Annotated in this window: 12 protein-coding genes; 7 read left to right on the top strand and 5 right to left on the bottom strand. The window is 44.1% G+C overall.

Features of this window, described 5'->3' with window-relative positions; all coding sequences use genetic code 11:
* Positions 1-66 precede the first annotated feature (66 nt).
* Positions 67-1755, bottom strand: a complete 1689-nt coding sequence (locus tag NG796_RS25570; protein WP_261210239.1) for an ATP-binding protein — start codon at positions 1753-1755, stop codon at positions 67-69.
* A gap of 44 nt (positions 1756-1799) precedes the next feature.
* Positions 1800-2888 carry an AAA-like domain-containing protein gene (locus NG796_RS25565; RefSeq protein ID WP_261210238.1) on the bottom strand — a complete coding sequence of 363 codons (1089 nt, stop codon included), beginning with the start codon at positions 2886-2888 and terminating at the stop codon, positions 1800-1802.
* Between the two features lie 243 nt (positions 2889-3131).
* On the opposite strand from NG796_RS25565, the gene NG796_RS25560 reads away from it, so the two are divergent.
* Positions 3132-3686, top strand: coding sequence for a peroxiredoxin (locus NG796_RS25560; RefSeq protein ID WP_261210241.1), 555 nt, complete (start codon positions 3132-3134; stop codon positions 3684-3686).
* Positions 3687-3796: 110 nt separating this feature from the next.
* Positions 3797-4279 (top strand): hypothetical protein, encoded by a 483-nt coding sequence (locus NG796_RS25555; protein WP_261210237.1) that lies wholly within the window; start codon positions 3797-3799, stop codon positions 4277-4279.
* Positions 4280-4287: 8 nt separating this feature from the next.
* On the opposite strand, the gene NG796_RS25550 is transcribed toward NG796_RS25555, so the two are convergent.
* Positions 4288-5271 (bottom strand): GntR family transcriptional regulator, encoded by a 984-nt coding sequence (locus tag NG796_RS25550; protein WP_254563581.1) that lies wholly within the window; start codon positions 5269-5271, stop codon positions 4288-4290.
* 650 nt (positions 5272-5921) lie between these two features.
* Between NG796_RS25550 and NG796_RS25545 the strand changes: the two genes are divergently transcribed.
* The 4 genes from NG796_RS25545 to NG796_RS25530 all read left to right on the top strand — a co-directional run bounded on the left by NG796_RS25545 (position 5922) and on the right by NG796_RS25530 (position 12035).
* Positions 5922-6671, top strand: a complete 750-nt coding sequence (locus NG796_RS25545) for a dienelactone hydrolase family protein (protein ID WP_261210235.1) — start codon at positions 5922-5924, stop codon at positions 6669-6671.
* A gap of 195 nt (positions 6672-6866) precedes the next feature.
* The gene (locus tag NG796_RS25540) at positions 6867-9116 is read left to right on the top strand and encodes a M10 family metallopeptidase (RefSeq protein WP_261210234.1); all 2250 of its coding nucleotides are present in this window, start codon (positions 6867-6869) and stop codon (positions 9114-9116) included.
* Between the two features lie 550 nt (positions 9117-9666).
* A complete protein-coding gene (locus tag NG796_RS25535) occupies positions 9667-10581 on the top strand; it encodes a S1 RNA-binding domain-containing protein (protein WP_261210240.1) in 915 nt (304 codons plus the stop codon).
* Between the two features lie 752 nt (positions 10582-11333).
* On the top strand, positions 11334-12035 hold the full coding sequence (locus NG796_RS25530) for a PEP-CTERM sorting domain-containing protein (protein WP_261210233.1): 702 nt from the start codon (positions 11334-11336) through the stop codon (positions 12033-12035).
* 1289 nt (positions 12036-13324) lie between these two features.
* Here NG796_RS25530 and NG796_RS25525 read toward each other — a convergent pair.
* Together NG796_RS25525 and NG796_RS25520 are read right to left on the bottom strand one after the other, a co-directional pair.
* A complete protein-coding gene (locus NG796_RS25525) occupies positions 13325-15550 on the bottom strand; it encodes a GumC family protein (protein WP_261210232.1) in 2226 nt (741 codons plus the stop codon).
* A 329-nt stretch (positions 15551-15879) separates the two neighbouring features.
* Positions 15880-17346, bottom strand: coding sequence for a polysaccharide biosynthesis/export family protein (locus NG796_RS25520; RefSeq protein WP_261210231.1), 1467 nt, complete (start codon positions 17344-17346; stop codon positions 15880-15882).
* A gap of 717 nt (positions 17347-18063) precedes the next feature.
* Here NG796_RS25520 and NG796_RS25515 point away from each other — a divergent pair.
* Positions 18064-19431, top strand: coding sequence for an O-antigen ligase family protein (locus NG796_RS25515; protein WP_261210229.1), 1368 nt, complete (start codon positions 18064-18066; stop codon positions 19429-19431).
* Positions 19432-19950: the final 519 nt, after the last annotated feature.

Raw genomic sequence — 19950 nt, 5'->3', positions numbered from 1 at the left:
TTCTCATTTTTGTCCTACACTCTTTTAACAGTGGCTCCCCTCCTGGTGGGTCAAATTTCGCTTAGTCTAAACTCCAGGGACGAGATCGGCACCGACTTTCTGAGGCAGATATTTTAAGGTGGAGGTTTTGCCGGTGCGTCGTCCTCCGTAGAGGAGTAATATCGGGGGTTGGGGGGACAGACTCAAGTTTTCGATTTGCCGAAACAAATCCTGACGCCCTTTGAAGCGAGATTTGGCATCGTCAGGGTCGAGGGCAGAACCGGCGATATAGGGTTGGAGAATTTCCCCGGATTTTTCCGCAGCTTCCGTGAGGGTGCGGCAGGCGGTTTGGAGGATTTGTAACCAGCGTTGAGTGATGCTGCCAAAACTGGTGGCGAGGAAGGGATTGCGGTTAAATGCCAAGCGGTTTTGGATTTCACCCAGGGCGGCGATCGGTTTTTGCAGGAGTTCAATCCGGCGATAGGCGGTGGTGGCGCTTTGGGTTGCTCGCACGGTTTGGCTGATTTCTAGGAAATTTGGCAGGATTTCCCCGAGTTGTTTGGGGGGAGGGGAGGGTATCCAGTTGAGTTCGTCAGAAATAGCGACAATATCGGTGATAGTTTGACAGCGATCGAGGGTGGTTAAGGCAATTCCCACGATAGCATTGGCGGCGAGTTGCTGTTGATTGGTGGAGGTAATCAGATAATCAATGGTTTGACGGGCGGCAGCAGGATTTTCTGGGTAGGATTCGATAATTAAGGTGTCGAGAAAGGGCAGGGGGAGGTAAATTAATTCATCAAACCGTGGGGGTAAATAGGGGAGGGTTTTGGATGGCGATCGTTGTCGAGAAAATAGGAAGAGGGCAAGGGACCCGAACAATTCTGGGATCCAAAAGTAAACGCGCAACACTCCGATAATCGATGCTACACCCAATGCTACACCCAATGCTATACCAAATCCTACACTCGATGCTATACCAACTCCTATACCAAATGCCACACCAAATGCTACACCCGATGCTACACCCGATGCTACGCCCGATACTACACCAAATGCCAGACGCAATACTACATTCAATTCTACACGCAATACTATACTAAATGCTATACTAAATGCTACAAACGACCCTACATCGAGCGTTACACACGACGCTACACACCCTCGTATATTTGACGCTACACCTAATGCTACACTTAATGCTACACCTAGTATTACACCTGATGCTACACTGAATGCCATAGAAGATACTACAGCCGATGTTACACCACATATTACAAACAATAACGCACTGAATAGCGGCGAAGAAAATAAAGATTGGCGCAGGGCCTCAGCTTCAGGGGTAAATCGGGAAATGACTTGAAAGAGGAATACAATAATCGCGAGGATGATGAGTACCCCGTAAAACCATTGCTCTCTCTTTTGAGAATTGGACCGCGCCAGCAGTAACCCAATCGTCCACCCCAGCAAAATTAAGCTACTGCGTAACCCATTAAACGGTTCCCCGCTTGCCATCGAATAAATGGGTGCGACGAGTAACACGGTTAGAAACGGTACCGTCAAACTCAACCACCAGACTTGATAGGCATAACGACGGAGGGGGGGGTTTTGAGCAAATTCCTGTTGTTTAGAAAAGGGATTATCCGTGGGTGAGAGTTCTGGATAGATATCAGCCAACCACCGTTGAAAGGTAAACGGTTTAAAATAGGCCCAGTAGAGAAGGCGGGTGCATTCGCTCAGATAAATCCAGAATTGAGAGAGGGAACTGGGTTGAGACATAATCAGGTCAGGTTAGAAATGAGTGGGTTGATTGGAATGGAGTATTACTTAGCCTGACACCATTGTTCGATCGCACTCCCCCAGGTACTACATAATACTCTTTTGATTTGTTGAGAAAAATCCACCCAACTAATTTGACCGGATAAGGCCAAAATGAACACAACAATCACAATCAGGCCGATGCCAATTCCAATCACTTCATTGACTCCGGCTCCTATGGTTTTGGTCACCCCGAATAGACTTTTAGGCAAATCCCAAATCACCCAGCGAAACCCGCGCCAGATGCGCCGTCCATCCAGTCGCCATCCGGGGACGCGCTTTGCCTGTTGGTCAAACTGCTGTTTCGCCCATTTAAGATCGCGATCGCCTTTTCTGGCTTCCCACAACCAAAACGCTGCCAGTTGCAATAAATAAGGATGTCTCCCACCCCATTGAATCGCAATTTGTTGTTTTTCCGGACTTAATGCTGGTTGCAAACTCGGGTCAGTTGTTTGGGGTAACCGCACTAAATCCATTGCTTCCATTTCTGTGATTCCTCTCAAGGGTAAAGGATGACCCAGATTAAAAAAGGAAGAGGTCAAGCGATGTTGACGACTGTAGATATCGAGGTTTTTATAAGAGGCGATAATCACCATTAAGGCATTGGCATCTAAAAGCGAGCGCAGGTTATCAAAAAACCCATCATTAAATTCTTGGGGATACTTAAACAGTGCCTCGATCTTATCCAAGCAGAGGATAGGCAAAACTTGGGTATCTTTCCATGCAAACATCGCCTCTGCAAAAGATTGATGATTAAAGGATGACCGAGAAAGAGGGTCGGTTAAACTGGGGTTCGTTTTCACTGAGGGACGTCTGAGAAACTCCCGCGCCACTGCCTGATAAAAATCCGAGCGGGTTTGACAAGATGCAGCTTCCAAGGACAGATAAATCGCCACATACTGTTGTTGAGGATTGGCCCCAGGAGCCTGGAGGCGCTGTTCATAAGTTTGGCAAAAATGATACAGCAAGGAAGATTTGCCAATCCGACGCTTTCCCACCACATTAATGCTCGTGGGTTGAGCACCGCTGGCAGAGGAGGTTAGACGATCCAATTGCTCGCGCCGTCCCACAAAATACCGAGGGTCGGTAATCATGGATCCGGCAACAAAGGGGCATGGGGTGGATGATGGGCTGTTCATCAATCAGCAGAAGGTTGGAGAATAGGGGATGGAGGGATTGTAGCGTTCTTTTCCATCCTAACCCTGCAATCTCTACCGGGGTCAAGAGCGAGGTGGAGTTTTCCTGACGGTTGAGTGCAGTGGCGGTGGCGAAAGGTTTGAGGCGCAGACCGATCGCAAGCTAAACTAATCTAAAATAATCCCCTCTCTCCATTCATCATCATGTCCCGTCGCCATTTTTTCCGACTCTTTCTCGCTGCGACTCTCGCCTTCCTCGCCTGGTTCAACTGGGTCCCTGCCGCTTACTCTATGGGGGGTAAACTGCCTGCGATCGGCGAACCGGCACCCGAATTTACCCTCCCCACGAATACCGGCAATGGCAATATTTCCCTGTCTGACTATCGGGGACAGTGGGTGGTGTTGTATTTCTATCCGAAAGACTTTACCTCCGGTTGCACCTTAGAAGCGCGGCGCTTTCAACAGGATTTACCTAAATATATGGACAGAAATGCTCAAATCCTCGGGGTGAGTGCAGATTCGGTGGACTCTCATGCGGAATTCTGCGATTCGGAAGGGTTGCGATTTCCCCTGTTAGCCGATACTGATGGTGCTGTGAGCAAAGCTTATGGGTCCTGGATTCCTCCGATGTCTATGCGTCATAGTTTTATGATTGACCCGGAAGGCATTTTGCGCGAAACCTTTCTCGGGGTCCGTCCCGCAACTCACAGCGTGGAGGTGTTAGCGCGCTTAGATGAGTTCCAGAAGCGGGGTTGATGAGGTTGTTTACATCATAAATCAGGTGATTTGTCAAGCCTTAGACTAAGTTTTGTCTGAGTTTTCTGGCGGTGCGTTAGTCTAGGGAGAGGTTTATCGATAAAGATGATATGGATTGGCAACCGGAACGGATTCCTAAACCGACTCCTGAAATTCTGGAGTTTGCAGACCCTGAAGTGTTACCGCCTTTGGAATTAGTGCCGGTAACGGAGATCTCCCTAGATTTAGAAGTTCCGCAGGATGCGAATTTGCCGATCGCCCTTGCGGATCTCTCTGTACCCAGTTCGGATGCTACCGAAGCACAAATCCCGCTGATCGAGCAAATTAAGCGGGAACTGGAGGATGTGGGAGATGAGGACCTGAAACCGGCGCGGATTCAAATCGGGTTACTGTTTGTGGGAGTTTCGGCGTTGTTGCTGATGTCGCTGTTGCTTTATATCACGGCAATGCATCCGGGACTGACGGTGAAGCAGCAGATGCTTAGATATTGGTCTGAATATGTGGGGTTTGTGGGGTTGGGGGTGGCGGGATTGATGATGTTGGGACGGGAAGCAATGCGATCGCCGCCGATATCTGAAGAGGGCGATCGCTAAATCTACCGTTACTCAAACCCCAATTCCCGTTTGAGCATATTCAGGGAGTCTACCCCAATATAATTCTCCGTCTTAAATACCCGAGGGGCGCGAATCATTTCCTCTCGCGCCGCATGGATGGCCCCTCGGACCTTATTATAACTGGGTTGATCACAGATAATGGTATGAGCAGTCCGGACTACGGCATTCACTTTGTAGGCGTCATCGGGTTGACTGGTCATTACTAGGACATCTTCTCCACGCAAACTATGAATAATCACTTCTGCAACCCGCATAATTCCTAAACTCAAACAAACAATCCCAAAATAACTATTTTTGGGTAACGTTTTGACTAATTCCATCTCTTCCATATAGTCATAAGTATCGATGGGAATCACCCGAACTGCTTTCGGACCCGCGACTTCTTCTGCTTTATTGAAAAAATAGCGACTCGTGACTACAGTTCCTGTTGGAGTCTGTTCTAGTGCCTTGGAGAGGTCTTCTAAGGGAACCAACTGCACCGGAATTTTGAGTTCTTGTTCGATTTCAAAGGCCATTAATTGCCCTGCACCGATATCATGAGTCGGTGCAGTGACTAATACCCGAGCACTGCATCGCAAGCGCCAATCAATTTCTGTTAAAAATAGCTCCCGCGCCTGATTGAGAGAACATCCCTGTTGCAGCAATTCATCTAAACTTCGTTTTACCGTTTTATAGGCATCAGGATATTTTTGAAACAGGGGAGACGTCATGCGGACCACACGTTCTTGATTTTCATCGCGAACGTAAATGCCTGAACCCGCTTGGGAGTCTACGAGTCCGAGTTCTTCGAGTTGACGGTAAACTTTAGAGATCGTGTTGCGGTGCAGACCCGTTTGAATCGCCAAAGCGCGGGTACTCGGCAGTTTTTCCCCGGGGGGAATTTGTCGAGAGGCGATCGCAAAGCGGATTTGATTAAACAATTGAGTGGATGCCGGGATTTCGCTTTCGGTCTTGATATGAAACTGAAGCATTCTAGGGACTCCAATGCACTCGGATTAAACGGTTAGAGATATTCTGCTGCTGACGGGGATTTGGGAGACGTCGCACCGTTTCAACGACGGCCAGCGTGCTCTCTCTTCTTTTGTATCTAGGAAGAAGCCTGTTTGTCGAGTGGGGGATCGCCAACCATACCAGTCACCCCTTAAGGGGATACTTATTATGATGAGACGGCTCAAATCCCGCTTGTGGAAGAGGATTGGACTTAAGCCGGTGGTCGTTTGTTCCATGCTTAAGTTGCCTCTGGGTTGAGTAGATTAACAAGACAGCCCGGTGCAATTTTAGGGTTCAAATGGGAAAGATAAATCGGTGTTCTCAACCACTGAGTTCTATTTAAGTCTAGCATTTTAAGCGGTGCATCTCATTGAGGGTTTTTTAAAGGGAAGTAGCTGCTATGCTTGACCCATCTGGGAAAAAATAGCGATAGAATCATGAGTTGTAACAACGGGTCAGGGCTTGCGGTCCAAGGAGATCCCGTGCGCCCAGGCTCAAAAGAGGCACCTTAGCTAATCGATAAAGTAGTGAAGAGTAAAAGGGGGACTTAGGCATGAAAGTCAACTCGTTTAAGTACAAGATAGGAGTTAATGGAAAAAGCAGGTTGTAAGGCAAACCAGTCAAAAAGAATATGACAGATTTAGAGATAAAAAGCGCTCAGGTCAAAGTGCCGAATGCAGATTTACTGATTTCTGCGTATCTGGCGCAACCCGTGGGAGTTGGTCCATTTCCCGGAATTATCGTGTTTCAGGAAATTTTTGGGGTCAACGAACATATCCGATCGGTGACCGAGAAAATCGCCAAAATGGGATATGTGGCGATCGCCCCGGCATTATACCAACGCACCGCACCCGAGTTTGAGCTGGGGTACTCCGAACAAGAATTAACCCTAGGACGGCACTATAAAGAGCAAACCCAGGTTTCAGAACTCCTCAGCGATACCCAAGCAACTCTGGATTACTTGAAAACCCTCCCTTCAGTAAACACAACGGCAATGGGTTGTATCGGGTTTTGCTTTGGGGGCCATGTAGCCTATCTGGCGGCGACCCTTCCAGAAATTAAGGCGACTGCCTCCTGTTATGGGGCGGGAATTGTCAACTGGACCCCGGGAGGGGGGGAACCTAGCTTGAGTATCACCCCCAAAATTACCGGGACGATCGCCCTGTTGTTTGGCACAGAAGACCCGTTAATCCCCAACGAACAAGTTAACGAAATCGAGGCGGAACTCCAAAAACACGGCATTCGTCACCGGGTGATTCGATACCCCGGGGCAACCCACGGGTTTTTATGCGATCACAGATCCAGCTACAATCCCGAAGCTGCCCTTGATGCTTGGACTCAGATCCAGCAACTGTTCGAGGAAACCTTCCAATCCCTGTGAAGGGCTGGGAAATTGTCCTGGGTTATCATAAGCTGGCCTATGAAACGACGCAGGAGGCGACTGGGCGATCGGTTGGGTTAACCCTCAGCGATCGCAACGCGTGAAAATTTTGGCACGATTGGCATGATCAGTATCCAATGGGGCAGGTCGTACATCCGCCAACTTTAATGAAACTGTAATTAAGAGGAAAAAATCATGGTTGATGGTGTTTTACCGGGTCTGGCGCTTGCACCCCCTGAAACCGAGTATTTTAATGCAGAACTCTATTTGTTAGCCAATCCCGACTTGATCGGACTCAATCCCGAGCAATTGCAGACTCACTTTACAGAACGAGGGGTAGCAGAGGGACGGCGCATTCTCATCCCCTTCGATCCCAACTTTTATCGAATTGCTAACCCAGATTTAGCCGGGTTAAATAATCGCGACCTGTTCGATCACTTTATTAATGTAGGTCTCGACCAGGGACGGAAATTTTCTCCAATTTTCGATTTGGATTTTTATCGTAAAAATCTCGAACAGCTCGATCCAGAGATTATTACCCAGCTCACTCCCGTTGCTCAACAACCCGTTTCTCCGTTCATTCTTCTGGACCCCAATCGTCCTCAACCCCCCTCCCTGAATGAAAACCTGTTCAATCTCTTTCTGGAAACTCAGCTAGAAGTTGAGACTGATTTAGATATCGAGGGTCTTCCGGTTCCCGAGGAAGAGCTTAGGAATGTCAGCTTTTCTCCATTTTTTGATCCGATTTTATATCTGAATCAAAATCCAGCCTTATCCGAAGCGTTTGGTCCCAATAATCGCCAAAAGGCGATCGCTCATTTTGCCCTCTACGGTATTAGGGAAGACCGACGATCTTCTTTAATTTTTGACCCCATTTTTTATCGAGAAAATAATCCAGGTCTCCAAGCCGCCGGATTAACAACCAGCGAACAATTACTCATCCACTATCAACTCAACGGGCTTCAAGAAGGACGTCGCCCTTCTTTAAACTTCAATCCTTCCTACTATTTAGCCAATAACCTAGATCTCCAGGCTAGAGGATTGAGCCTACCTCAACTGGTGGAGCAATATCTCCTGGAAGGACTCGAAGAGGGACGGCGATCGTCTGAGTATTTTGATCCGATCGCCATTAATTCATTGTTAATTCCCCAAGCCCCTCCTTCCGCCGATCCGCCCGCCACTGATGATGCTCCCCCGCCCGTTTCCTCCGTGACTTTACTTGAGGAGAATTTTGTCAAGTGGAACGTTCCTGTCGGCGGAGTCCTCAGTTACAGTTTCGTAGAAACCGCCAGCGCACTGAGTTATTCCGGTCCTGAAAGCGGGGTGGGAGAAGTCAATGAAGCGATTAAAAATAATGTTCGCCAAATTATGCAGGAGTATGATGAAGTCCTGCCTTTTAGTTTGGTAGAAGTTCCAGATCGCCCCTCCAATAATGGTCAGATCCGGATCTTATTTGCCAATGATCCGGTTTACGCTTATAGCAATGCACCTGGACTGGAAACGGGGGGAGATATCGTCCTGAGTCGGAATTATGAAATCGATCCGCAGTTCTCGTTTTCTCAGAGCCGAGGTAATTTTGGCTATCAACGATTGGTTCATGAAATTGGTCATGCCCTAGGGTTGAGGCAGCCTAATAATTATACGGGGTTTGGTTTTGCCGAACGGCCCACATTCCCCGCTCAGGGTCCAAGCTTATCCTTTGTCCAGGATAACAATAGCAACACCGCGATGAGTTTCAATACGGCCGGGGTGGGAGTCAGTACCCCCATGCCTTATGATATGCGGGCGCTCCAGTTCCTCTATGGATTTAGTGAGGGGAATAGCGGAAATGATTTATATCAGTTTGATGGCAATAATTTTATTGGCGTCAAGCAAACGATTTGGGATGCTGGAGGAATTGATACCTTTGATTTTTCCGCGTTACCAGCGATCGGGAGCTACTTTTTTGATATGAACGAAGGGGGGAGCAGTACCAACCAGAGTGCACTGAATGCCTCTACTTACCTGGCGATTAATGATGCAACCCAGTTCCCTTACAGTGCCAGCAGTTATGGGACCTATCTTGCCTATGGAACCACCCTAGAAAATCTTCAGGGAAGTCCTGTTAATGATGTGATTTTGGGGAACACTTCCGCTAATGGAATCAATGGCGGGGGTGGAGATGACATTCTCATTGGAGGTTTGGGTCCCGATACCTTGGCAGGGGGTCCCGGTCGCGATCGGTTTGTTTACGCACCGGGAGATGGTACCGATATGATTATGGATTTTAATGTGGCAGAGGATTTGATTGCGTTAGCGGCTCCTCTGTCCTTTGAGGGACTCTCTGTTGAAGCTGCTGGTGCTGATACACTCCTCCGCGTCATAGGAACTGGTGAAGTATTAGCTCTATTGATAGGAGTGAATGCCAATACCCTGAGTCCCGCTAATTTTGGCCCCTATGGTTAATGTAGTTTTCTAGGACTTGAGGCGATGGATCGGTTCACCAGTCAGGGACTAAGCGAGTCTGCTGGAGGAAGAGGATCTAGATCCATCCCTGAAGGGTTCTGTCGGTGTTTTGTTAGGAAGGCGCAATTGCTAGAGCATGGGGATAGATTTAGATCCGTAGGATAAGAAATGGGGTTTGTGGAGTTTTCTTTTCTACTGATTGCTCCCGATTTTATCAAGACCCTCGTTTGCTCTTCCCCAGACTGTAGCAATGCCCTCCGTGACTGTGGGAATTTTTGGCGCAGGCCGTCAAAGTTGCTAAACTGCAAGATTGTTCGTCAGAATTGAGTCAAGGGAGGACAATTAGGGTGTGCTCTCGGGGATCAGGTGTTAAAGCGAGCGGACAATCCGTTGGAAGGCGATCGCTTTAACGCCAATTTTGATCGTTGCAGCCGAAGGCCCAGTTTTTCTAGGAATGCGCCGATTCCATCACTCTAGTTGGCACCGCGATCGGCGACGCCGTGCCAGCGATTTCAACTTCATCTTAATTTTGTTTTTTGTTTTAATCACGATGAATTCTAACTCATCCCGTTCTCAAAAGGCCCAACCCTCTTTTTCTGCTGAGGATTTTGCTAAAGCCCTCGAACAACAAGATTATGACTTTCGTAAAGGTCAGAAAGTCCGTGGTAAAGCCTTTGAATATGTTTCTGATGGGGCCTATATTGATATTGGGGGTAAGTCGGCAGCCTTTCTCCCCCTCGCGGAAGCTTCTGTAAAGCCAGTTACCAATCTGGCAGAAATTGTACCGATCGACGAAGAACGGGACTTTTTAATCGTCAGTGAACCGAATGACGAAGGTCAAGTCAAGGTGTCAATTCGCCAGATGGAATTGAGGAAAGTCTGGGAGCATTTAGCTCAGGTGCAAGAGAGTAATGAATCGCTACCCGTCCGGGTCATTGGCGTGAATAAAGGGGGTGTCACGGTTAATGTGGAAGGATTGCGCGGTTTTATTCCGCGATCGCACCTTAGTGAGCGGGGGAATTTAGAGCAGCTCATCGGGCAGAATCTGAGTGCTACGATTTTGGAGGCCGATCGCGATCGGAATAAGTTGGTGCTATCTCAACGCCTACAAGCTCGCGCCAAGCGCATGAGTCAACTCCTAGTCGGTCAACTGGTTGAAGGGGAAGTCGTGGGACTCAAGCCATTTGGGGTTTTTGTAGACCTCAATGGAGTGACGGGGTTGCTCCATATCAATCAGATCAGTCAAAAATACGTGGCGGCTCTCCATACCGTGTTTCAAGTGGGACAACCGATTAAAGTGGTGATTGCCGAGCTTGATGAGTGGAAAGGGCGGATTTCTCTGACTACAAAGGTGTTAGAGAATTATCCCGGGGAGATTCTGGAAAAAATGGATGAGGTGATGGCGACGGCGGAGGAACGGCGATCGCAAGGGAGTCAAACCGAGACTGCCTCACCGTCGCCCTAGAACTTTTCTAACAGAGAGGAAATAGGGGGAATTTTTCGCGGATGATTCCGGGGTGAGTGGGCGATCAATCTCCGTATTTTCTCTCATATCTTCAGTGACAGTTTACGGAAATAGGGGCAGGGAACGGCTCGACGGTCAAAATTCTGCCCACTTTCCCTTTCTCTCAGGGCGATCAGCCCCCCGGACTCCTCAATCACATCCCGGTACACCAGCACTCGTCACGGCTTTCAAAGGGTCAACCTCATCATTTTTTTCTCACGAACCTTGTGGAAGACCCGGGCTAAAACCCTTCTCCAAACCTGCTTCATTCATCAGTTTAGAGGGATCTCCTCCCCAGGGTTACGGCAGCTCACTGATTAAAAGTCGTTAGCCGTAGATCCCTAGTTTTTTATTTACTGAAAAAATAATTAGTTTTAGTTTAAACCGTAATTTTACGGAGTGAATCTTAAAATTTTAAAGACTTTTTAAAGCTGTGATCTCGATCGTGGAACTTCAGTGGTTTTAGTGTATTAATAGAATAAGCACGGACAGCAGGGTAAAGTTTAATCAAAGATATGCATCGCCCTTAGGCATCTTAAGAAATCTAGGATCCAGCCTAAATCATAATAAACAATATTTATGGTCTATAGCGAGTCTAAATCATTAGAACCTAGAGATAGCGAGCTTTCTAACTCGCACTACTAGACCAAAAGGCATGGATCCATCTTTAAGGTGATTCAGGGTCACTATAGTTAAAATAAGTGAGGGTAACAATGAACATCCAATCATATTCTCTAACAGCAGCAGCCACCACGCTTATAGGTATTTTCTCCGCTATTCCAGCTCAAGCTTTTACATTCGGCACTGGTGGTATCTCATTCAATCGAAATACGACAGTTGAATTTAATTTCAATCAAAGTGATGGACTTTACCGCTCGGAGCTTAAAATCTTAGAAGTTCTTGATGGCGGCGAGTTATTCGTCGTTAAAGATCTATTCAAAGAAGTACAAGCTCATAATGGAGGCAATGAGAAGACTGGTAATAACGTAGGGACTTGTGGGATTACAGTTCTAGTATGCGAAGGGAGTTTTACCTTTGAGGCCAGTAAACAATACACCCTAGGTCTTTTCAGCTACCATAGAACAACTAATAGTGAGCAGAGTAAGGTCTACTCCACCAGTTTCTTGAACCAAGGCCAAGCTCAGCAGGCTCTATTTGGCTCCTGGGGTAGTATTGGATCTGACACGACCTTCTTTAAGAATGCCGCAAATTATCAAGCCAGCAACCCGTTTGGTGATTGGGTAAAAATTGGTTTTGATGATACCGGCAATAACAATGATCAGGACTTTCAAGATTTTACGATTTCAGCTCGCGCCGTCTCGGTTCCAGAACCTACAGCATTAGTTGGGTTGGGAATTATGGCAGGAACAATGGCTATCTCGCGTCGTCGCAAATCCAATCAAGAGATTCTGTGAACTTATAAACCCCATAGGCCCCTCTAAGAATAAATCTAGAAGCCTCAATCTCATTGTGCTAATGGGTAAGTCTTGGAGAGGTCTAATCAGAAGTTAGAGCGATCGACTGGGTTCACAAATTGCCTTAAGGTGTAGAAGCTAAATCATTCTGTAATCTCGCGCTTTTGTCACTCTAGGTTGAGGAAAAACTGTAACTTTTACATATCGCTCTGTTGTCAAAGCCGGTTGAAAGCCTGATCCCTCGTTGCCTGAAACGAGGCTAAATCGTTAACGCTCTTTTGTCACCGTAGGTGGCGGAAAAGTGAAAATCACCCACTTCGGGAGTGGAGGGAATAGCCTCCGAAAATCGATTCATGAAAGAAATTAATCGGTTAAAACCCATTTTGAGTAAGCGAATAGGAAAAACTTTCAACCCAGGTTGGAAGAGATTTAACCCACATTCCGCAGGTTTAATTGCTGACTTTTTATTTTTTAAAAACCCTTGCCCATAAAGGGTTTCAGCGATTTTATAAAAAATCTAGGGAAACTATGGTCCTCACTGTAACCGGAGTTTTCCGGCTTATTGAGAATATTCTCAATAAAAACCGCACTTTTTGAGCGCTTGCTCCGCTGGAGAGAGTTATAGAACCCCTTCTACAGAAAATAGCTGTAAATCTTAGGGGGAAAGGTTTGTAGCTATTTAAAAGAAATGGTTGCTTCAGCCAAAAAACTTGCGGAGACATTCCAGCTAAGTATTTTTACTTATGCGGAATGTGGGATTTAAGCTAATAAACGGTTAAATAATTAAGCGAAGATTATTAAGTAAGTTTTTTCATTTGTGGTTTTGATCCCCATGAATGAGGATCTTTAGCCCATAAAATCCATACTGAATTGGGGCGAACATGACTCAGAGGAGTCTTATACGGAATCCGCTGGGTAAAAGTCTATAACAAATGCTCAATAGGTCAACCCCTGAAAATTCGTCAAAGCTCTAATTTCGGTTTGTATATTTTCTGGGAGAAACCGGCAGCGTTCAATTAAGAATTTTTCCAGCTTGTTTAAGGTTTCAAAATAAGTATTAATTAAGGGCTTGTCTATCAAATTCTCTAACCGCTCTGCTGGTTGTAACTCCGGAGAATAGGGCGGAAGATTTTCACATTTTATCCGCCCAGGTAGAACAACTTTATTACTTTTGGCTTATCTTATGCCTGATTTTTTCTGATATTATGACGACCGGATTTGGTATAAGACTAAAGATTTAAGATCAGGAGTACCAGTATATAAGTTAAGAAAATTGGATGCCATTTAGCTTAACGTTTAGCCCCATTTACAACCAGACCTATTACTATAGCTCCAGATATTTGTAAAGCATCTAAAGCTTTCGAGACTTGATATCGGTCTGTTTTTCCCAGCCGCACTACTAGGACTAGCCCATCTGTCTGAGCCGCAAGGAGATTGCCATCTGCAAGTCCCACAAGGGGTGGTGTGTCATAAATCACCAAATCAAAAAAGTCTTGAAACTGCTCCATAAGAGACTGCATTTTTTTGGAAGAGAGCAGCTTAATTGGATCGTAAGGAATTGGGCCGGATGTTAACACAAATAAGTTATCATCCAAAGGCGCTCGTTGGATAGCATCATTCAGGCTAATATCTGTAGAGATTGCATCACTGAGTCCTCGTAAATTCGGTAAATCCATTTTTGTATGAATTTTTGGAGAACGCAGATCTCCATCAACAAGCAATACCCGTTGACCAATCGCAGAAGCGGTCTTCGCCAGTTCAACAGCGACGGTAGACTTTCCATCTCCTGGTTCAGCCGCACCGATCACTAACGAATGAACTGATCTTTCATAACTCAACAAACGAATATTCGTATAAAGAGAACGGAAAGATTCTAAGACGGGAGAAGAACTGTACTGGCCCTCGGTATGAGCACCTCTAACCAAAAGATGGCTGGAGATTTGACTGCCACCTGATCCTGTGGGAATGGGAGAGAGTTTCTTAGTCTTTCTTGCTTTTCTATTGAGTTCTTTGGCCAAGGGAATCACAGCCAGTATAGGCCGCTTAGTTGCAAACTTAACCTCATCAGGTGTATGAAAAACGACTATCAGGACCTCTACTAAAAATCCTGAGCCTATTCCTAACAGCATACTTAAAACCGCGACAATCGCTAAATCTTTTCTAGTTTGTGGTGGGTTAGCGGGGATTGGATTACCATTTTGATCGCGAGGGAGGCTAGGAGGATCGATAAGTTGCCACGGGACTTCTTGCTGGGCTGCGTCTAACTTCAGAGCTTCAAGCTTGGATAAAAATTCCTTGAACGTTTCAGTAGACACATCTAACTGTCTCTGTAAATCGGTGTATTGGCGAACCAAAAAAGGAAATTCTTCTAAAGTTTGATTGAGAGTAGCTTCAGCTCTCCCAAGAGCTTGCTTGCTTTGATTTAGCACCTCCACTTCTGCCGCAATTTGTCTGAGAACTTTTTCTGACTCTTGACTCAATAACATCCGGAAATTTTCTTGCTTGTCTCGCATCGACTGCATGGGTAGGCTATTATCAAGAAGTCGGCTTGATTCTTTGGCAATTTCACTTTCTAAAGCCTGTAACTCTATAAATAGCTGCTGGTATCCGGGGACATTAGCCAGGATTGCCTGATAATTACCAGATGAAAATAGATTCTGTAAGGATATATATTTTTCCCTACTGTTATCGATTTGAATTTGAAGTAGCCGCTTCTCTTCTGCGATTTTTGCTGCGTGTTCAGACAATAATCGTCCTTGAACATCTGGATTAATTAACTGGTATCTTTGCTGAAATTCTTGGATTTCCTCTTGTAAAGTGTTGACTTTATTTTGGATCAAAGGAAGCTGCTCTTCAATAAAGACAACTCCTTGCTTTATCCCTATCATGCGTTCTTGTAAGCTGTAATCAAGGTAATATTTTGAAGCAATATTTAATACATAATCTATTTCTTTGGGGTTATCGCTGATGTAGCTTACTTCTAAAATTTTAGTACCGAATTCTCGACTAGAAATTTCATAGGTTAATCGTCTAATTTTTAAGTTTTTACTTAAATCAGAAGGATTTGTTTCAGGATATTGTACCTGTACATCCTCAAGAATAGCGCTAAGTATTTTAGGGCTTTTGAGAACTCTGATTAACGTTTCATAATCAACTAAACCATTTTCAATTCTTATTTTATTAATATCAGCTCCTTCGCTTTGAGATTGAATAAATTGACGAGCTAGTACGCCTTCGGCTGAAACAGGTTCTATTAATAGCCGAAATGACCCTTCATAACTGGGAATAAACTGCTTTGACTTGCGAATCGTCAATCCTCCCATAAGAGCAGTTAATGAGAGCGCCACTCCAATCATCACTAAAGACCTCCGCCGTAAAACCCCTAACAACCAACTTAGGTTAAATAGTTCTTCCTCATTTTTTTCAGCCAGTTTATTGGATTGATTAATCACCTCTTGAGATGGAGGTACTTGATAACTGTGGAAAAACGGCGGTTCATTAGATTTAGGATTCATATTTTTTACGTGGCCTTCTCTTAAACTTCTAAAACAATACTTAACTTATCTAGCAAGTCTAAATCATTATGACATAAAGATTAGAGCGAAAAATACTCACCCTCCAAGGTTTTCGGGCTTAGAACCATTGTAAAATTCATTTAGGGGCGCTTTAATCATTAAAATTAAAATTTAATTGTCACATAGCCTAGATTTGAATTCCTTTCCCAAAAATACAAGATTCCTTCGTGATTCTCTAAATAAAATTGAAATAGGTTAAAAAAGCTTTGTTCATAGCCTATGAAGTACCCTAGTATTTCGCAGAGATAAACTGGCTAAAATTTCCAAATTCACTCATCCAGAAAATTCAAAAATTCAAAAATCCTAAATAATGAATTAAGGGCAGGCACTGGAGATAATAAGGTATTGATGTTTCTGAGGGCTTCATTCAACTTAGACTGATCTACGACAATAATATCGTTATCCTGAAGAAGCGGATTGGTTTGTTCATTGATTCTTTGAGAAAAATCTATAGGGATCCTCCGTTGTGTGACCGTGCCATCGTCATTGAGACGAAGTAGTTCTACCTGATCTTTTCTTGAAGAGGGTGTAAATCCTCCGACAGCCAGCAATGCCTGATTCAAAGAAGTATTGGTGTTAACTTCGATTTTCTCATAACCAAATCTTCCGACTTCTCCTACGACATAAACTTCTATGGTCTGACGGGAAAAAACTGCAGATGTTAATTCAGCTACTTCTGACGGATTTACATCGCTGGCTGTAGGCACAAAAACCACATCTCCATCTTGTAAAACCATATCTTGAGTGAAATCACCCGCTTGTAACATTTGCCAGAGGTTAACAGGTATAATTTGTTCAGCGCCCGAAATGGTCATACGACGAACCTGGATCTTACGGATATCGGCCTGGATCTTTATTCCCCCAGCTTGTTGAAGCAATCTGGTTACAGTGGGGAGTCCCCCTACACGAAGATCAACCCCGGTTACTCCTCCGAGTAAAACATAGACTCCGGGAGTTGTAACTTCACCAACTACCATAACTTGGCGAGATTCTTCTGGATTCTGAATAAAAGGAGAAGAAGCTAACTGGCGCACTTGGTTTAAGCTGACGCTAGGAACTGTCGGTACATAAATCGTATCTCCATCCCGCAGAATTAGATTCTGAGTTTTATTACCTCGCTCTAAGAAGTCCCAGAGATTTACTGTAATCACTCTATCGTTACCAAGATTTTCAACTCGACGGACTTGGATATTCTCTAAGTTAGCCGACAGTCTGAGGCCCTGAGCTTCCTCAATGGCTTCTACGAGAGTCGGATATTTAAACCCAAGCGCTGCTCCTCCAGGCTCCAATAATTCAAAGGTGTAGTTTCCCGGAGAGGTAACTTCTCCAAGAATCGAGATTTGTACAGGACGTGGTGCAACAAGGCTCAGGTTAACCACAGGCCGCCTGAACACGCTGGCATATTTCGCCGAAATAGCTGCCGTAGCCTCTTCTAGAGTTAGCCCTTCAACCAGAGTAGGACTAATTAGGAGCAGATTAACTGTTCCATCGAGTAAAACTGTAGTTTCTCCACTATAATCTGGAGCATCAAATATGTCGATTCTGAGGCGGTCCCCAGAGCCTAACCTATAAGGGCTTGGTCGTTGTTCATTGCCAGCGTCTAGTGCTAGTATAGAAAAAACTGGAGCCGTCCCGGGCGGTTGGGCTAGAGATGGCACCATAGAGGTCTGGGCTATGACAGATAAAAGTGTCAAAGACCCAACAGTTACGGTAATGACTTGACAAAGAGATTTCATCTAAGCTCTGGCCACTATTTTTTTTCTTGTTTTAAACTTAACATAGGATCGATTCGTTTGTCTCTTGTCTGCGCAAAGACATTAGAGAAAGAATGTTTCAGTTCAGAGAGCATTACGCAATTAATTGGGATCCCAGTAAATGTCAATACATGGATCATGCTTGGGAAAGGATTGAACCCAAATCTCACGCCCCCAGTGAGTATTCCCGGCTTGAGTAAAATAGTGGTCACAATCTGCTAACTCTGACTTCGGTAGCTTTATAATTTAAGGTTAAATTATAATGATGACTGGGGATACTTTATCCTGTCCACAGATGTTTCCTAAATGATTACAGTTGATTCAGACTTTATAGAAGAACTACTGGATGGTTGGGGGGGGGAGCTTTCAAACAGTCCTAACTAAGCTCTGGCCTATGTAAATAGGGGGGAGTGAGAAACTTCTTACCCCCTATAACCATCAGATTCTTTGATAGAATCACATGATTTAAATGTTCAGCCGCCCAAATAAAATGGCTTAATCCGGAACTTGATAGCTTCGTAACTTAAATCATTACGAGGATAATAGTAAGAGAGAACCCATAATTTTTAGTGTTTTTATGCTCTAATTCTTCATCAATAACTTTATATTATAGGCTTGAAAAGCAACCAATAATCAACTAACATTTTCGAGTATTTTCTTTGAAAAGTATCACAAAATTCAACGAGAGGTGTAGTTTTTATGCGTAACTTAATTAAAGATTTAGTATCTAATCCTTTAATTCTCCCTTTATTATTTGGCATTTTTGTAGTTTACATAGCTGTAGCTTTTGAATATGCTACACAAGGCAAACACCCTGAAAAACTAGAAAAAATAGTAACTGTATTAATATTTTTTATAATGCCTGGAATTCAAATATCTCCCTTTAACTTGATTCACCCAGAAGACTTAGGTGCTCATGAAATTGGTGTTCAAGCTATTATGATTCGCGTCGTACCTTACGCTTGTATTATGTTAATTTTAAAAACTCGATACAGCGATTTTTTACAAAATATGTTACTGATTTTTCTAGATCCTTTTTTGGCGGTATTTTTAGCCCTAGGAGTCTTGTCTATATTTTGGTCAGAAACTCCCAATATAACGATGCGGGCGAGTCTTACTTTTTTAGGGCTGTCGGCAGTCGCTGCTCACATAGCAAAGCGATATAGTTGGAATGAAATTTGCCAGTTTCTACGATTAAGTACAGCATTTATTTGTATTTTAAGCTTCTTTTATGCCATAGCAATGCCGGGAGTCGGAGTTGATGGCAAGGGATGGAAAGGAGTGTTAAGGCATGGAAATCCTTTAGGTTCTTTAATGTCTTTTACTACAATAATTTGGGCATTATATGCTATAGAAAATCCTAAGTTAAGAAATTTATCATTAGCAATATCTTTTATTTCCTTAATCGTGATGCTTCAAACAAATTCAGCTAGTGCCAAGGTAGTTTTGATTGTATTACTAGGCTTAGTTGCAAGTTTAAGATACTTAAGACAGTTAAACTTTAAAATAGCCTTTACTGCTTTATCAATATTTTTAGTTTTTAGTATAATTATTGGAATTTTTGTTATTGAAAATGCAGAAACAATTATTGTTGATGTCCTTGATAAAGATATGACTTTAAATGGTAGGATTCCTTTATGGACCAATTTGATATATGCAGTTGCAAAACAACCTTTATTTGGCTATGGATATAAAGGTTTTTGGCAAAGCTGGCGTGGACCAGAAAACCCAGCTGCTCCTTATGCAACTAGCGATTTTGGTTGGGTCGCTCACCACGGGCATAATGGCTTTATCGATGTTATGATTGATTTTGGGTGGGTTGGTTTCTTATGTTTTTTTATTTCTTTTGTCAGAAACCTTGCCCTGGGAGTTATGTATATGATTCGTTATAAAAATTCAGAGGCTTTAATTCCTCTGGTTATTTTAACTTACATACTTATGTCGAATCTTGCCCAAAGCGATTTAATTGTGAGTAGAGGGATTTGGTTTTATTATATTACATTAAATATAAGAATTAGCATTGATATAACGGGAAAAAAAATTAGTGGTTATAGAAATTTTAATTGAAATTACATAAAAGTAGAGAATAGCCAGGAGAAACACCGGCAAGGCTAACGGGTAACAAAAATATCTTGTAATATTTTATGGTAGCCTTTTGTGATGAGCAAAATAAAAGGGGAAATAACAAAAACAGTAGAATAATATATAGAGCGCGCCTCTAAATCATCAAAAAAACTCTTGAAAGCATGAACCTACAGGCTGGAGAAGAAATTTATGAGTTGGCCCTACACATAATATTGAGGAGGGCTATAGACATCTCGAATAGTGGTGGACGAGCCTAACCCTATCCAGGGTTAAAGTTTTATTTATAAATTCCAAATTGGGGAGATACAAAAAAACTCCCCTTAACGGTGGGAGAACAACCGTTACTATAGAAAAGGGAGTGGCAGTTAGAAGAGATCTACTCAGGTAAGTTCTCAGCCCTTAACCTTTGAGCAGTTTCTCTATTTTACTGGAGTTTAGACTAAGCGAAATTTGACCCACCAGGAGGGGAGCCACTGTTAAAAGAGTGTAGGACAAAAATGA

Source organism: Laspinema sp. D2d (assembly GCF_025370755.1).
In the GTDB taxonomy this organism is placed as follows: Bacteria; Cyanobacteriota; Cyanobacteriia; order Cyanobacteriales; family Laspinemataceae; genus Laspinema.
This window is presented reverse-complemented; position numbering and strand designations above follow the sequence as displayed.

Excerpts from the sequence above, each read along its gene's own strand:
- NG796_RS25535 (WP_261210240.1), top strand. The coding sequence starts at position 9,667 with ATGAATTCTAACTCATCCCGTTCTCAAAAGGCCCAACCCTCTTTTTCT.
- NG796_RS25565 (WP_261210238.1), bottom strand. The coding sequence starts at position 2,888 with ATGATTACCGACCCTCGGTATTTTGTGGGACGGCGCGAGCAATTGGAT.
- NG796_RS25570 (WP_261210239.1), bottom strand. The coding sequence starts at position 1,755 with ATGTCTCAACCCAGTTCCCTCTCTCAATTCTGGATTTATCTGAGCGAA.
- NG796_RS25530 (WP_261210233.1), top strand. The coding sequence starts at position 11,334 with ATGAACATCCAATCATATTCTCTAACAGCAGCAGCCACCACGCTTATA.
- NG796_RS25555 (WP_261210237.1), top strand. The coding sequence starts at position 3,797 with ATGGATTGGCAACCGGAACGGATTCCTAAACCGACTCCTGAAATTCTG.
- NG796_RS25515 (WP_261210229.1), top strand. The coding sequence starts at position 18,064 with ATGCGTAACTTAATTAAAGATTTAGTATCTAATCCTTTAATTCTCCCT.
- NG796_RS25550 (WP_254563581.1), bottom strand. The coding sequence starts at position 5,271 with ATGCTTCAGTTTCATATCAAGACCGAAAGCGAAATCCCGGCATCCACT.
- NG796_RS25520 (WP_261210231.1), bottom strand. The coding sequence starts at position 17,346 with ATGAAATCTCTTTGTCAAGTCATTACCGTAACTGTTGGGTCTTTGACA.
- NG796_RS25545 (WP_261210235.1), top strand. The coding sequence starts at position 5,922 with ATGACAGATTTAGAGATAAAAAGCGCTCAGGTCAAAGTGCCGAATGCA.
- NG796_RS25540 (WP_261210234.1), top strand. The coding sequence starts at position 6,867 with ATGGTTGATGGTGTTTTACCGGGTCTGGCGCTTGCACCCCCTGAAACC.
- NG796_RS25525 (WP_261210232.1), bottom strand. The coding sequence starts at position 15,550 with ATGAATCCTAAATCTAATGAACCGCCGTTTTTCCACAGTTATCAAGTA.